Annotated in this window: 15 protein-coding genes; 2 read left to right on the forward strand and 13 right to left on the reverse strand. The window is 63.5% G+C overall.

Features of this window, described 5'->3' with window-relative positions:
* Positions 1-70 precede the first annotated feature (70 nt).
* The gene (locus tag L0976_RS19570; RefSeq protein WP_255696083.1) at positions 71-1414 is read right to left on the reverse strand and encodes an ABC transporter substrate-binding protein; all 1344 of its coding nucleotides are present in this window, start codon (positions 1412-1414) and stop codon (positions 71-73) included.
* Between the two features lie 326 nt (positions 1415-1740).
* Here L0976_RS19570 and L0976_RS19575 point away from each other — a divergent pair, with 326 nt between their 5' ends.
* A complete protein-coding gene (locus L0976_RS19575; RefSeq protein ID WP_234188918.1) occupies positions 1741-2766 on the forward strand; it encodes a substrate-binding domain-containing protein in 1026 nt (341 codons plus the stop codon).
* A 38-nt stretch (positions 2767-2804) separates the two neighbouring features.
* Here the strand turns inward: L0976_RS19575 and folD are convergent, their stop codons facing one another.
* The gene (gene folD, locus L0976_RS19580) at positions 2805-3704 is read right to left on the reverse strand and encodes a bifunctional methylenetetrahydrofolate dehydrogenase/methenyltetrahydrofolate cyclohydrolase FolD (protein ID WP_203317611.1); all 900 of its coding nucleotides are present in this window, start codon (positions 3702-3704) and stop codon (positions 2805-2807) included.
* Between the two features lie 492 nt (positions 3705-4196).
* Here folD and L0976_RS19585 point away from each other — a divergent pair, with 492 nt between their 5' ends.
* On the forward strand, positions 4197-4985 hold the full coding sequence (locus L0976_RS19585) for a WecB/TagA/CpsF family glycosyltransferase (RefSeq protein WP_234188919.1): 789 nt from the start codon (positions 4197-4199) through the stop codon (positions 4983-4985).
* A gap of 39 nt (positions 4986-5024) precedes the next feature.
* On the opposite strand, the gene L0976_RS19590 is transcribed toward L0976_RS19585, so the two are convergent.
* The 11 genes from L0976_RS19590 to L0976_RS19640 all read right to left on the reverse strand — a co-directional run bounded on the left by L0976_RS19590 (position 5025) and on the right by L0976_RS19640 (position 12697).
* Positions 5025-5552: a hypothetical protein gene (locus tag L0976_RS19590; protein WP_234188920.1), complete on the reverse strand. Its 528-nt coding sequence runs from the start codon at positions 5550-5552 to the stop codon at positions 5025-5027.
* On the reverse strand, positions 5549-5917 hold the full coding sequence (locus tag L0976_RS19595; RefSeq protein ID WP_203317608.1) for a hypothetical protein: 369 nt from the start codon (positions 5915-5917) through the stop codon (positions 5549-5551). The genes L0976_RS19590 and L0976_RS19595 overlap by 4 nt, the downstream gene beginning before the upstream one ends.
* A gap of 15 nt (positions 5918-5932) precedes the next feature.
* Positions 5933-6481 carry a rod-binding protein gene (locus tag L0976_RS19600; RefSeq protein WP_234188922.1) on the reverse strand — a complete coding sequence of 183 codons (549 nt, stop codon included), beginning with the start codon at positions 6479-6481 and terminating at the stop codon, positions 5933-5935.
* 280 nt (positions 6482-6761) lie between these two features.
* Positions 6762-7157, reverse strand: a complete 396-nt coding sequence (locus L0976_RS19605) for a hypothetical protein (protein WP_234188923.1) — start codon at positions 7155-7157, stop codon at positions 6762-6764.
* A gap of 1 nt (position 7158) precedes the next feature.
* Positions 7159-7911 (reverse strand): flagellar biosynthetic protein FliR, encoded by a 753-nt coding sequence (gene fliR, locus L0976_RS19610; RefSeq protein WP_203317605.1) that lies wholly within the window; start codon positions 7909-7911, stop codon positions 7159-7161.
* Positions 7908-9995 carry a flagellar biosynthesis protein FlhA gene (gene flhA, locus L0976_RS19615; RefSeq protein WP_203317604.1) on the reverse strand — a complete coding sequence of 696 codons (2088 nt, stop codon included), beginning with the start codon at positions 9993-9995 and terminating at the stop codon, positions 7908-7910. The genes fliR and flhA overlap by 4 nt, the downstream gene beginning before the upstream one ends.
* 126 nt (positions 9996-10121) lie before the next feature.
* A complete protein-coding gene (gene fliQ / locus L0976_RS19620) occupies positions 10122-10388 on the reverse strand; it encodes a flagellar biosynthesis protein FliQ (RefSeq protein WP_203317603.1) in 267 nt (88 codons plus the stop codon).
* A 9-nt stretch (positions 10389-10397) separates the two neighbouring features.
* Positions 10398-10814, reverse strand: a complete 417-nt coding sequence (flgD, locus tag L0976_RS19625) for a flagellar hook assembly protein FlgD (protein ID WP_203317602.1) — start codon at positions 10812-10814, stop codon at positions 10398-10400.
* Positions 10808-11254, reverse strand: coding sequence for a flagellar biosynthesis repressor FlbT (gene flbT, locus L0976_RS19630; RefSeq protein ID WP_234188924.1), 447 nt, complete (start codon positions 11252-11254; stop codon positions 10808-10810). Before flbT ends, flgD begins: the two co-directional genes overlap by 7 nt.
* Positions 11251-11604, reverse strand: a complete 354-nt coding sequence (gene flaF, locus L0976_RS19635) for a flagellar biosynthesis regulator FlaF (protein ID WP_203317600.1) — start codon at positions 11602-11604, stop codon at positions 11251-11253. Before flaF ends, flbT begins: the two co-directional genes overlap by 4 nt.
* A 37-nt stretch (positions 11605-11641) precedes the next feature.
* Entirely contained in the window at positions 11642-12697 is a 1056-nt protein-coding gene (locus L0976_RS19640) for a flagellar hook-associated family protein (protein WP_234188926.1), read from the reverse strand.
* Positions 12698-12699: the final 2 nt, after the last annotated feature.

Raw genomic sequence — 12699 nt, forward strand, 5'->3', positions numbered from 1 at the left:
CCGCATGGTCCGGCTGCATTCGGCATGCTTGGGAAAACCGGCCGGCGGATGCCGGCCGGTTCACCCGGATCTACTTGATGGCGTCCCAGGCCTTCTGGATATCGGCCGCCACGTCGTTGGCCGACTTGCCGCCGACGAAGTCGACCATGCCCGTCCAGAACGCGCCCGCGCCGATCTTGCCCGGCATCAGGTCGGAACCGTCGAAGCGGAAGGTCGTCGAATCGAGCAGGATCTCGCCCTGCTTCTTCATCGGGGCATTGGCATAGGCTTCCTTGTTGGCGCTCTTGAAGGGCGTCAGGAAGCTCGACTGCGCCATCCACACCTCATGGGCGATCGGCGTCTTGAGGAACTCGATGAAGGCGCGCGAGGCGGGCGTGTCCCTGGTGATCATGGCGAGCGTGCCGGCACCGAGGACCGGGTTGCCGAGTTCCGGCTTGCTGGCATAGGGCGGCATGTAGAAGAAGTCCGCGTCCTGACCGACCACCGTGCCCTCCGGGAAGAAGGACGGGATGAACGATGCCTGGTGGTGCAGGTAGCACTTCGGCGGCGAGGCGAAGAGGCCCTTCGGGCTGTCGCGGAAGTCGGTGGAGGCGACCGCCGCCGCGCCGCCGTCGACGAATTTGTCGTTCTTGGCGAACCAGCCGAATTCGTCGAGCGCGCCGACCACGGCGGCATCGGTGAAGGGAATGCCGTTCGTCACCCACTTGTCGTAGGTTTCCGGCGATGCCGTGCGCAGCATCAGGTCCTCGACCCAGTCGGTCGCCGGCCAGCCGGTGGCGCCGCCCGAACCGAGGCCGATGCACCAGGGCGTGCCGCCGTCGGCGACGATCTTCTCGGTCAGCGCCTTGAGGTCTTCCATGGTCTTCGGCACTTCATAGCCGGCGTCCTCGAAGTTCTCCGGCACGTACCAGACCAGCGACTTCACGTCGATCTTGTAGGGGAAGGCGAAGAGCGCGGCGTTGCCGTCCTTGCCCTTGTAGGTCGACAGGTCGACCCAGGATTGGCCGGCGGCATAGTTGTCGAGCAGCCACTGCTTCGTCTCGTCGCCGAGCGGCGTCAGGTAACCCTTGGAGGCGAGGTCGGCGATCAGGCCCGGCTGCGGCAGGATGGCGACGTCGGGCGGGCTGCCGGCCTGCGTGTCGATGACGATCTGCTGCTCGTAGTTCTCGGAGGAGGAGTATTTCAGGTCGACGCCCGTCGCCTCGACGAAATAGGCATAGACATTCTTGAAGAGCGCTTCGTCCTCGCCGCGCCACGGGCCGAAGATGGTGAGCGTCTGGCCCTTGAGGTCGTGGTCCTTCTTGAAGTCCTCGAAGCTCTGCCAGTTGAACTTGGAATCCTCGCCCGGCTTGAATTTCAGATCAGCCGCGACGGCGCCGCCGGCCATCAGAAACGCGAGGGCAGCGGTCATCATCAATGTCTTCTTCACCTGATTTGCCTCCCATAGCAACCCGCCCTCTCCCGGGGCAGGCATTCCCTAAAAAACCCCAAAATTCAAAGCGCTTTGGATTTCCTTTCATCCCATCTACCCCTCATCCTCGTCAAGTACCCCCTAAATCATTTGAATGGGAAATGCCGCTTCTGGTGCAGTGCAGCGTAGTTTTGCGTCGCAAAACGGCCAGATGCGGCTTTTCCTGAAGGTTTTGCTGATGTTAGATGCCGGGGCGTTTTGGAGGCGACTGGGGAGACACCGGCCGGAGGAATTCAAAGCGCTTCGAATGTTTCAAGAAAGCTAAGCATGTGAATCTCAAGCAGTTATCGCAATTGCTGGGCCTCTCCCAGACAACCGTGAGCAGGGCGTTGAACGGCTATCCCGAGGTCAATGCCGAGACGCGCCAGCGCGTGCTCGAGGCCGTCAGGGAGACCGGATACCGTCCGAACCGCGCCGCCCAGCGCCTTGCGACCGGCCGGGCCGGTTCCATCGGCCTCGTCATGCCGACCGCCGATGGCATCGAATCCGACGTGCATTTCGGCGAATTCCTGGCTGGCCTCGGCGACGAGGCGGTCAAGCACGATTTCCATTTCGTCATCAATCCGAGCCATCCGGAAGACGAGGCGGCGACCTGCCGGCGGCTGGTGGCGAGCGGCAATGTCGATGCGCTGTTCCTTGCCTACATGCGCGAGAAGGATCCGCGCATCGCCATGCTGAAGTCGCTGAAGATGCCTTTCGTCGTGCACGGGCGGTCGATCGGCGTCGCCACCGATTACCCCTTCGTGGACATCGACAATACCGGCGCCTTCCACGATGCCGCCCGCCTGCTCGCGCAGCTCGGCCACCGCCAGTTCGCCCTCATCAACGGGCCGGACTACCTCGCCTTCGCGATCCGCCGCCGCAAAGGCACGGAACGCGCGCTCGCCGAACACGGCCTGACGCTGCGCGAGGAATGCGTGCAGCACTCGCAGATGACGGACGAGCACGGTTTCACCGCCATGGAGCGCTTCCTCCAGCTCGAAACGCCGCCGACGGCGGTGCTCTGCTCCAGCACGGTCCTTGCCCTCGGCGCGGTGCGCGCGATCAACCAGGCGGGATTGAAGCTCGGCGCGGACATCTCGCTGATTGCCCATGACGACGTGCTGCCGATGCTGAAGCCGGAAAATTTCATGGTGCCGCTGACGACGACCCGCTCGTCGCTGCGCGCCGCGGGCCAGCGCATCGCCCGCCGCCTCATCGCGGGTATTCTCGACCTGGAGACATTGCCGCAGCAGGAACTCTGGAAAGCCGACCTCATCGTGCGCGCCTCGACGGGACCGGCGCCCGCCAAATGAAAAGGCGCCCCAAGGGCGCCCTTTTGCCGGAAACCGCTTCAGAACTTCGGGGGCGTCCTGCCGGCCTTGCGGTAGGCGGCGATCACGGTATTGGCCATCAGCATGGCGATGGTCATCGGGCCGACACCGCCCGGGACGGGGGTGATGACACCCGCCACCTTCGCGCATTCCTCGAAGGCGACGTCGCCGACGAGGCGCGACTTGCCCTCGCCCCTCTCCGGGGCCGGGACACGATTGATGCCGACATCGATGACGGTCGCGCCGGGCTTCACCCAATCGGCCTTGACCATTTCCGGCCGGCCGACGGCCGCCACGAGGATGTCGGCGTTGCGGCAGACGGCGGGCAGGTCCTTCGTGCGCGAATGGGCGGTCGTGACGGTCGCATTGGCGGCGAGCAGCAGCGCCGACATCGGCTTGCCGAAGAGGTTGGAGCGGCCGATCACCACGGCATTGAGGCCGGACAGATCCTCGCCATGCGTGCGCCGCACGAAGACCATGGCGCCGGCCGGCGTGCAGGAGACGAGGCCGCCGTCGAGATCGCCCGTCGCGACCTTGCCGGCATTGACCACGTGCAGGCCGTCGACGTCCTTTTCCGGCCGGATCGACTGGATGATCGGCTCCGAATTCAGGTGCTTCGGCAGGGGAAGCTGCACGAGGATGCCGTGAATGTTCTCGTCGGCATTGAGGGTCTCGACGAGACGGGCGAGTTCTTCCTGCGTCGTCTCCTCCGGCAACGTATGCTGGATGGAGTTGAAGCCGCATTCCTTGGCCATGCGGCTCTTGGAAGAGACATAGGCGTGGCTGGCCGGATCGTCGCCGACGATGACGACGGCAAGGCCGGGCTTGACGCCTGCATCCTTCTCCAGCGCGGCGGTCGCGGACTTGACGCTCTCAATCACGGAAGCGGCAACCTGCTTCCCATCGATAATGGTGGTCACATTTCTCTCCCTGGATGCTTTGAACCCACTCTAGTGGGGCGGCCGTTCGACGGGATGGCCTCTTAACGCCCTATGCTGTCCAAATCACATAATTTCAAGCGCCCCGGACGGGAAGCGCGACGCAAAACCGCATGCAAGGCGCTTTCGCGTCATTGCTGCGATGTGCCGTGCCGAAACCCTTCAAGCGCCGCAAGGTCCCGCCGGACGTCGTCGATGAGGAATTCTTCGGCCGCCGGAACCGCGAAAATCGTGAAATCTGCAAAATACATATATTTATCAAAGGCTTGATCGAATGGTTAGCGAAGCGTGAATCTGCTCGACCGTGTTTTCCCGAAATCCTTAAACGGCCCTTCAGGCGAACTTGCTAGATCGACGGCAGGGCAAGCCTTGCGGAAGCGGCACGACGCCGGTTCCGCGGGCATTGCAGAATGCGCCGGCCGCGCGGGTGATGACCTGCCGGAGGCGGGCAGCCGCAAGGGAAGGAACTGCGTCATGACCTTCGCGTCGGGCAACATCGCCGCTTCGCAACGGGACATTCTCGGCCTGCCGGTCTACGACCTCGGCTGGGCGGAGGCGCTGGCCTTCGCGGAAGAAATGGCCAGCCTGCCCTTCGGGCAAAGCGTCATCGCCTTCCTCGACGCGAGGAACGGCAACCGCATGATGAGCGACAGGGAATACCGGGCCGTGCTGGAGCGCCAGATCGTGCTGCCCGAAGGCGACGGCATCGACATCGCCTCCAAGATGTTCCACGGCCGGAGATTTCCGGCAAATCTCAGCGGCACCACATTCGTGCCGGCGCTTCTGACCTATCTTGCGCGGCCCATGCGCGTCGCGCTGGTCGGCGGGGAGCAGGCCATGCTGATGCAGGCGGCGGAGGAACTGCGCCGCCACACGCCCTGGCACGAGATCCTGCCGATCGCCGACGGCGCCTTCGACCGGGCGCAATCCGATGCGGTCATGGAGCGCGTGCGTGCCGCGAAGGCGGACATATTGCTCGTCTCCATGGGCAGCCCGGCACAGGAAACATGGATCGACCGGCATGTCGGGCCCGGCCACGCCCGGCTGGTGCTGAGCGTCGCGGGCCTGTTCGAGGCGATTGCCGACGGCACGTATCGTAAGGCGGCCGCCGTTCGCGCGAGCCGTCTCGAGCGGCTGCGCCGCTTCGCTCGGCAGCCGGATCTCGCCGCACCTGTCTTCCTTTATCACGTCCTGCGCCACAAGCTGTCGAGCGTGACGGCATCACGCGGCCCGGCAAGGACGGCAAAGGCCGGCTCGCTGTAGGCGACCGGCCTTGCAGCATTCGATCATCGGCGTAGGGTATCAGTGCCCGCTCTTCGGCGCCGGCTCTGCTGCCGGGACCTCGCCCTTGAAGAGCGTCACGCCGCGCCTCGGTGGCGGGTTCGCCACGGAGGCGGTGGTGAGGTAGTCGATCTGCTCGACATAGACCTCGGCGATGACCTCGGCGCCGAAGCGACGGTTCAGCCCCTCCTTCACCACGCCCCGGAAAGCATCGAGGTCGAAGCTGCCCGCCGCCGCAACGTCGATCATCTTCTTGCCGACGAGCAGCGTATAGAGCTCGTCGGTGATCATTTCCGGCAAGGGCACGACCTGCTTGGCCGCAAGGTCCTTGTTCGCCTTGTAGGCGAGCTTGGTCAGCAGGTAGCCGCTGACCCCGCCCTCCCCGATCACAGGCACCGTCGTAGTCAGGCCGCTGACGAATTCCATCGCCGCCTCGCGCTCGGCCGCGGCCGCATCGACCTTCGGGGCCGACGCCATCTTGAGCGAGAAGTAGACGGAGGCGAGCGTGATCGCGAGAATCCAGACGCCGGTGCCTATCAGCTTGATCATGTACCGTAACCCAGGCGGAACTGTTCCTGCGAATAGGTGCCGTCAGCCTCCAGGTCCTGAACGGCATTCTTCAGGATGACGACGACCTCCCGCACCGCTTCCAGATGGGCCGAAACGCGCTGGGCGTTGGTGGCGAGCTTCTCGCGCACGCGGCCGAGCTGCGTCGAGAAGGTCGGCGGAACCTCTTCCGGCCGCACGTCGCGCGTCAGCATCGCCAGTTCGTAGAGGCAACGGCTCTTGTGAGCATTCGAGGTGGGCAGATCGAAATGGGGATCGCTGCCGATATTGTCGTTCTCGTTGTCGATGATCGTCTCGAGCCGGCCGAGGACGGTGCGGATCCGCAATTCGTTGTTCGCCTGTTCCATTTTCTTGTTCTCCGCTTATGCTTTCTTGTCGTCTTCCTTGATGCCCGGCGTCAGGTCGGCAAAGGCCTGGCGCTGCATGGACTGCACCATGCCGGCAGCCACGCGGTCGACATCGTTCTCCTGGGGCCGCTTGGTGACGCCGCTCTTGGCGGCGAGGCTTTCGGCGATGCCGATGCCGCCGCCCTTGGCCAGCGCCTCGCCGAGCTGGTCGGCCATCATGCCGCGCCAGATTTCGCCGGCCGTGCCCTTGCCGTAGACCTCTTCGCTCTCGGCCGGCATCATCGACTTCACGAAATTCTGCAGCACCATCGATTCGAACTTGCGCAGGTGCTCGGGAATGGCCTTCGCACCCACGGCCTTGACGCCTTCTGCGGCGTGCGTTGCGGCCGTATCGCGGTTGAGGATGCCGACGGCGGCCTGGAAGCCGGCGCCCGCCTCGGCAAGGCTGTTCGCCTCGAAGGCGGCGCGGTTCGTTTTCAGCCTGGCTTGCGCTTCCTGAACCTGTGCCGGGTCGGCCGCGCGCACGACGTCGAGCACCAGGTCGCTGGGGGGTGTAATTGCCACGTCTCAAAGCCTTTCAGGTGAAACCTCGAGAGCCGGACCCGTCCTCATGGCGGTCCGCCAGCCTCATGACCATCGCGGACATACGGTTCCGCCCGCGCCGCTTCCGCAGCCGCTCCGGCAAACCTCTTCATCGTCCTGATGCGACTATCGCTTCTCAACCTTACGGGAGGCTGGTGGCGGATGACGATGCCGCAAGCACGGCGGGTGCGGAATCCATTTTGGCGCAAGCTAGATAAGCGGGCGGTAAATCACCTTTTCTTCCAGCGGCTTGGCGATGGCGCTATTCGCCCCCCTTATAGGCGATGTGCTGGTCGATGAGATCGTAGATCGAATCGTCCGCCGCCTCGCGGTCCTCGGCGCTGCGGGCTTCCTTCATGCGGTCTTCCATGCGGTCGCCCTTGGCGCGCTCGCGTACCAGGCGCATCTCGTGCATCTCCTGCACGTTGGCCAGCATCTGCTCCTGCTGCTGGAGCTTGCCGTACTGGCCGGAATAGTGGCGCGAGAAGCTGCGGTGCACGGGATCGAGCGAGTTGATCGCCTCGACGACGACGTCCATCGTCTCGGCCACCTCCCGGCGCTGGCGGGTGGTGGTGGCAAGGTCGATCTCCGCCATCTTCTCCAGATGGCGCTGGACCGTCACAAGGCGCTTCAGCTTGTCCGACCGGCTCTGCGCCATGCTACTCTCCCCGGAAGACCGGCAGGAAGCCGGCGGTGAAGATCTCCAGCAGCGAGGAAACGCCGAAATAGAGAAGCAGCATGCCGCCCATGATGATGAAGGGCAGCGAGACGAAATAGATCGGTATCTGCGGGGCGAGCTTGTTGATGAGGCCGATGGAAACGTTGAAGACCAGGCCGTAAAGGATGAAGGGGCTGGCGAGCCGCAGCATGATCATGAAGGTCTGGCTCAGCGTGTCGGTGAGCGTGATCAGCGCGCTCTGCGGGTTGAAGCCCTCGCCGAGCGGCATGACATTGTAGGAATCCACCAGCGCCCGCAGGACGACGTGGTGGAAATCGAGCATGAAGAGAATGAGGAGCCCCGCGAAGGACAGAAGGTTCGTCAACTGGTTTTCCGCCGTGTCCTCCAGCACATCGGGCGTCGGCGGCGAGTTGAAGCCCATCATCATGGTCAGCACCGTGCCGGCGAATTGCAGGCCGAGCACGTAGTAGCGCGCGATGAGGCCGATGACCGCGCCGGTCAGCGTCTCGAAAACGATGAGCTTGAGATAGCCGTCGAGCGCGCCCGACGTGTGCGGATAGATCGTGTCCCACATGATCGGCAGGATCGCCAGCGAAATCCCGACCGCCAGGAACAGGCGGATCTGCATGGAAAGGCGGGCGGAGGAGAAGCCCGGCAGCAGCATGAAGCACCCGCCGACACGGCAGAAGGCGGCGAACAGCGCCAGCACCGTGCCCTGCGGGTCGGTGATCATGAAATGGAGCCGAGAATCTTGATCTCGATGCCCTTGGCAAGCTCGACATGCGAGAGAACCGGCAATGTTGCGAAGAGGCGCTCGATGATCATGCGCACATAAGAGCGGGATTCGGGCGACGTGACCAGCACAAACGGCGTGCCGCGGTCTAGAAACTCGCGGATAACCCGGGTCGCCTGCTCGGAGAATTCCTCAAGCTGGCGGGGATCGATGTCGAACTCGACGATCTCGCCCTTCGAGTCACGCTTGAGCGCCTGGTGGAACACCATGTCCCACTTGTTGCCGAGGCGCAGCACCGGCAGGATGCCGTTGTCGGTGAGGTCGCCGCAGATCTGCTGGGCCATGCGGATGCGCACATGCTCGACGATCTGCTCGGTCTTGCGGACATGCGGGGCGAGCTCGGCGACCGCTTCGAGGATGAGATGCAGGTTGCGGATGGAGACACGCTCGGCGAGCAGCAGCTTGAGCACGGCCTGCAGCCCGGAATAGGACATGTGCGACGAGCAGATCTCGTCCGCCAGCTTGCGGTATTCCGGATCGAGGCGCTCGATGAGCACCTTCACGTCCTTGTAGGACAGAAGCTGCGGCAGGTTGTTGCGGATGACTTCGGACAGGTGCGTGAGGACGACCGACACGTTGTCGATCGGGTGGAACCCTTCGCGGCGCAGGTCCTCGGCAAAGGTCTCCAGGATCGAGACGGCCGGCATGCCGAAGGCGGGCTCGCGGATGTCGTCGCCCGGCACGCTCGGCTTGCGACCGCCGCCGGTGACCACGAGCACTTCGCCGACCCGCACGATGTTTGAGGCGACGGTCGTGCCGTGGATGCGGATCTGGTAGGACTTGTCGGGAATGGTGATGTCGTCCGACACCTTGATTTCCGGCACGACGAAGCCGTACTGCGCGGCGAACTTCTTGCGCATCTTGCCGACGCGGAAAGCCAGTTCCTGATGGGCGCCGAGCAGGCGCGTGGATACCTGCTTGCCGAGCAGGAGCTCGATTTCGGCCGTCTTCAGCATCGACTTGACCGAATCCTTCTCCTGGTCGCGCGTGGCCTGGACCTCCTGGGCCTCCTGCTCGCGCTTGACGCGGTTCTCCTCCGCGATGCGGCGCGGGATGACCCAGCTTCCGAAGGCCATGATGCCGCCGAGCACCATGAAGGGGAAGAAGGGCAGGCCCGGCACGAGGGCGAGCAGCACCATCAGGCCGGCCGCGACGAGAAGCGCGCGCGGATAGCCGCTGAGCTGGTTGATGACCGCCTGGTCCGTCGAGCCCGCCGTGCCGCCGCGCGAGACGATGAGGCCGGCGGCGAGCGAGACGATGAGGGCCGGGATCTGCGAAACGAGACCGTCGCCGACCGACAGCTTGACGAAGACGTCGGCAGCCTCCGAAAGCTCCATGCCATGGCGGAAATAGCCGATGATGATGCCGCCGAAGACGTTGATGGCGGTGATGAGAAGGCCGGCGATGGCATCGCCGCGCACGAATTTCGAGGCACCGTCCATCGAGCCGAAGAAGGAGCTCTCCTCTTCCAGCTCGCGGCGGCGGAGCTGCGCCTGCTTCTCGTCGATCAGGCCGGCCGAGAGGTCGGCGTCGATCGACATCTGCTTGCCGGGAATCGCATCGAGTGTGAAGCGCGCGCCGACTTCGGCGATACGTGTCGCGCCCTTGGTGATGACGATGAAGTTCACCACGATCAGGATCATGAAGACGATGATACCGATGACGAAGTCGCCGGACATGACGAGGCTGGCAAAGCCCGCGATCACGCCGCCCGCCGCATCGTGCCCCTCGTTGCCGTGGGAAAGGATGACGCGCGTCGTGGCGATGTTGAGCGCCAGGCGCACCATGGTCGCGATCAGCAGGACGGTCGGGAAGGACGAGAAGTCGAGCGGACGCTGGATCCACAGCGCGACCATGAGGATGAGGACGGAGAAGGCGATGGAGAAGGCCAGCCCGATATCGATCATGAAGACCGGGATCGGCAGGAAAAGGATCGACAGGATCGTGAGGATGCCCACGGCGAACGCGATGTCGCGGCCGCTGGGGCTTACCTTCGATAGGTTGATTGCCGGTACTTGCGCCATCTGAATGCGTCCCATCTCATCATGAGAGGCGGCGGCGCGGAACACGCGTCGCCCATTTCACCCGATGAGGTACAGAACGAAGCTTGCGCAAGCCTCTCCTTCGCCGCCGAGGACCGGGCAGCGCCGCTAGAAGCCGCTTTCTATGCGCGAGAAGACGAGATTGGTGAAGATGGAGATCTGGGCGCCGATGAAAGGGGCCGAGATGGCGATCGTGACGAAGATCGCGAGAATCTTGGGCACGAAGGTGAGGGTCATTTCCTGCACCTGGGTCAGCGCCTGGATGAAGGCGATGGCGACGCCCACGATCATCGCGGCAAGGACGGCCGGACCGGAGGCCACGATGACCGTCCAGATGGCTGCCTGTGCTATGTCGAGGGCGTCTGCCTCATTCACGGAATGGGTTCACTTCACGGTTACGCCCGGTCCGACGACGATCTTCTCGCCCGACTCAAGCGTCGCTACGATACCGTCGTTGTATAGCGTGACTTCCTTGACCACGCCAGAAGTCTTGCCGTCGTTGCTGGTGACGGTGCGGCCGATGACGGAATTGGCCTCCTGCAGCGAGGTGCGCTGCAGCAGGTTTTCCAGGTTCTTGTTGGTCTTGATGGTCTGCTCGACCTGCGAGAAGGTGGCAAGCTGGGCCATCTGCTGGGTCGCGTCCATCGGCTCGGTCGGATCCTGGTTCTTCATCTGCGCCACGAGCAGCTTGAGGAAGCTCTCGTAGTTCAGCGTCGCGGACTTCGTGTCCTTGCCCGAATCGGCGGCGGTCACGCCGGGCATGTAGCCGGAAGAGGTCGGGGTGCCGACGGCGTCTACCATGGTGCGATCTCCCTGCGGATCTGTTCGATGGTGGCCGGAGCCATTTCCTGGTTGTTGAGGATGCGATCCTCGATCGGATAGAGGCCGCGGATGGCCTTCAACGCCTCGAAGGCGCGGCCCTGGGTCACGAGCGCGTCGACGCGCTTCAATTCGGCCAGCACTTCCTCGTTCTTGAAGCAGGACAGCAACATGATGACCGACTTGCGGAACATGGCGATCGACTGCTCGGCGCCTTCCGGATTGATCAGCGACATCTGCGCGATGAAATAGAGCTGGCGGAGCGGCGTGGTGGCCTGCTCGGGCTGAAGGACGTGGTTTTCCAGGAGGAAGGTCACGTCGTTGAGGAACTCGACCGCCACCTTGCGGTCGACCCTGAGGACTGCGCCGTTGACGAAAATGCGTTCCCCGGACTTCAGCGAAATACGCAGTGTACTTTTCATTGTATGCCATCCTTGATGATGGTGGTGATATCGATAATGCCCTGGAAATTCGTGGATTCGCGTTTGCGGATCTTTTCGAGTTCCTTGAGGATCCAGATCGCGATCGAGATGAGGTTTGCCCGAAGCTCGTCCTCGAGCTGGTTTTCGGGGTTGCCGAGGTCCTCGATGAAACGGATCCAGACCCGCCGGGTGAAATAGACGGCTTCCACCGCCTCCTTGCCGTAGTTTCCGCCATCACGGGCGGCTGCAGCCTTCAGGAGCTCGATCGACCGTTCGAGGACCTGCCGCTCCCGATCCTTCGAGACGGCGACGCCCTCCTCCATGATCTCGGCGTATGAAAACTGATACATTCAGACATCCTTCATGTGTGTCCGTATCCTCTGGTCATCAGAGGTAATTCAGCAAACTGAGCTTCTGGATCCTCGACGTGAGCGTGTAGGCGAGCGAGAGCTGCGATTCGAGCGTGGTGATCCGCGTCGCGGCCTCATAGGTATCGATGCCTTCCATGTCCTTGACGCTGGTGCCGAGGATGGTGATCTGGGCGTTGAGCGAGACATTGGCCTGGGTGACGCGCGCTTCGGAGATGCCGAGCTTGGAGCGTTCGCCGTCGATGCCGGAAACCGCCTTGCCCATGTAGTCGATCGCCGAGTCGCTGACGGTCTTGCGCGTCCTTTCGGACAGGCCGAGCGCCAGCAGCTCCTGGCCGAGCACGAGGCCGAGCGCCATGTAGCGCATTCCATCGGCATTGGTGTTCGTCGAGCTCTGCACGGTCTCGGCCGCGCTGACGCGGCTCTGCATGTTCTCGTCCGAGGCGTTCGACCAGTCCGTCTGCCAGTCCGGCCCCATGAAGCTCGTCTCGAGGCTGGCGATGAAATCCTGCATCTCGTCGGGCGTGATGCTGGAGACGGCCGGGTCGGTCTGCGTGAAGCCGAAATGCGCAGAGAACGCGGCATCGAACGCGACCTTGGCGTCAGACGGCGGGGTTTCCTGCAAATAGTCCTTGAACGGCATCACGTCGGAATTGATGCCGGCGAAGAGGTATTCCCCGCTGAACGAGGTGTTCGCCGCTGCTGTGAAGGTGGAAAGGGCGTTGCCGAGATTCTGCTTGGCGAGATCGAGCTGGTCGGCGGAGGTGATGCCGGAAAGCGCGATCAGCACCTCCATGGCGTCGTTCGCCGCCGTGGACATCTGGCCGAGGGCTTCCTGCGAGGCGGCGAGGCGCTGCGTCGTCAGGGCGTTCGTGCTCTTCAGGGATTCCATGCGCTGGAGGTCGCGATGCAGGTTCAGCGTGCGGGCCGTCTTGGCGCCCAGCACGGCGCCCACGTCCGCGTGGCGGCCGGTGACCGTTTCCTCCTGAAGCTGCTGCATCTCCTTCTGCGCCTTGGCGACGGTGAGCCGCATGGTGTTCTGGAGAGACATGTTGGAAACGAAGGAAGCCTTCATGA

It is taken from the genome of Shinella sp. NM-101 (assembly GCF_021401195.1).
Taxonomy (GTDB): domain Bacteria; phylum Pseudomonadota; class Alphaproteobacteria; order Rhizobiales; family Rhizobiaceae; genus Shinella.

Excerpts from the sequence above, each read along its gene's own strand:
- flhA (WP_203317604.1), bottom strand. The coding sequence starts at position 9,995 with ATGGCGCAAGTACCGGCAATCAACCTATCGAAGGTAAGCCCCAGCGGC.
- flaF (WP_203317600.1), bottom strand. The coding sequence starts at position 11,604 with ATGTATCAGTTTTCATACGCCGAGATCATGGAGGAGGGCGTCGCCGTC.
- fliR (WP_203317605.1), bottom strand. The coding sequence starts at position 7,911 with ATGATCACCGACCCGCAGGGCACGGTGCTGGCGCTGTTCGCCGCCTTC.
- flgD (WP_203317602.1), bottom strand. The coding sequence starts at position 10,814 with ATGGTAGACGCCGTCGGCACCCCGACCTCTTCCGGCTACATGCCCGGC.
- L0976_RS19605 (WP_234188923.1), bottom strand. The coding sequence starts at position 7,157 with ATGGCGCAGAGCCGGTCGGACAAGCTGAAGCGCCTTGTGACGGTCCAG.
- flbT (WP_234188924.1), bottom strand. The coding sequence starts at position 11,254 with ATGAAAAGTACACTGCGTATTTCGCTGAAGTCCGGGGAACGCATTTTC.
- L0976_RS19570 (WP_255696083.1), bottom strand. The coding sequence starts at position 1,414 with ATGATGACCGCTGCCCTCGCGTTTCTGATGGCCGGCGGCGCCGTCGCG.
- L0976_RS19595 (WP_203317608.1), bottom strand. The coding sequence starts at position 5,917 with ATGGAACAGGCGAACAACGAATTGCGGATCCGCACCGTCCTCGGCCGG.
- L0976_RS19590 (WP_234188920.1), bottom strand. The coding sequence starts at position 5,552 with ATGATCAAGCTGATAGGCACCGGCGTCTGGATTCTCGCGATCACGCTC.
- L0976_RS19585 (WP_234188919.1), top strand. The coding sequence starts at position 4,197 with ATGACCTTCGCGTCGGGCAACATCGCCGCTTCGCAACGGGACATTCTC.
- L0976_RS19640 (WP_234188926.1), bottom strand. The coding sequence starts at position 12,697 with ATGAAGGCTTCCTTCGTTTCCAACATGTCTCTCCAGAACACCATGCGG.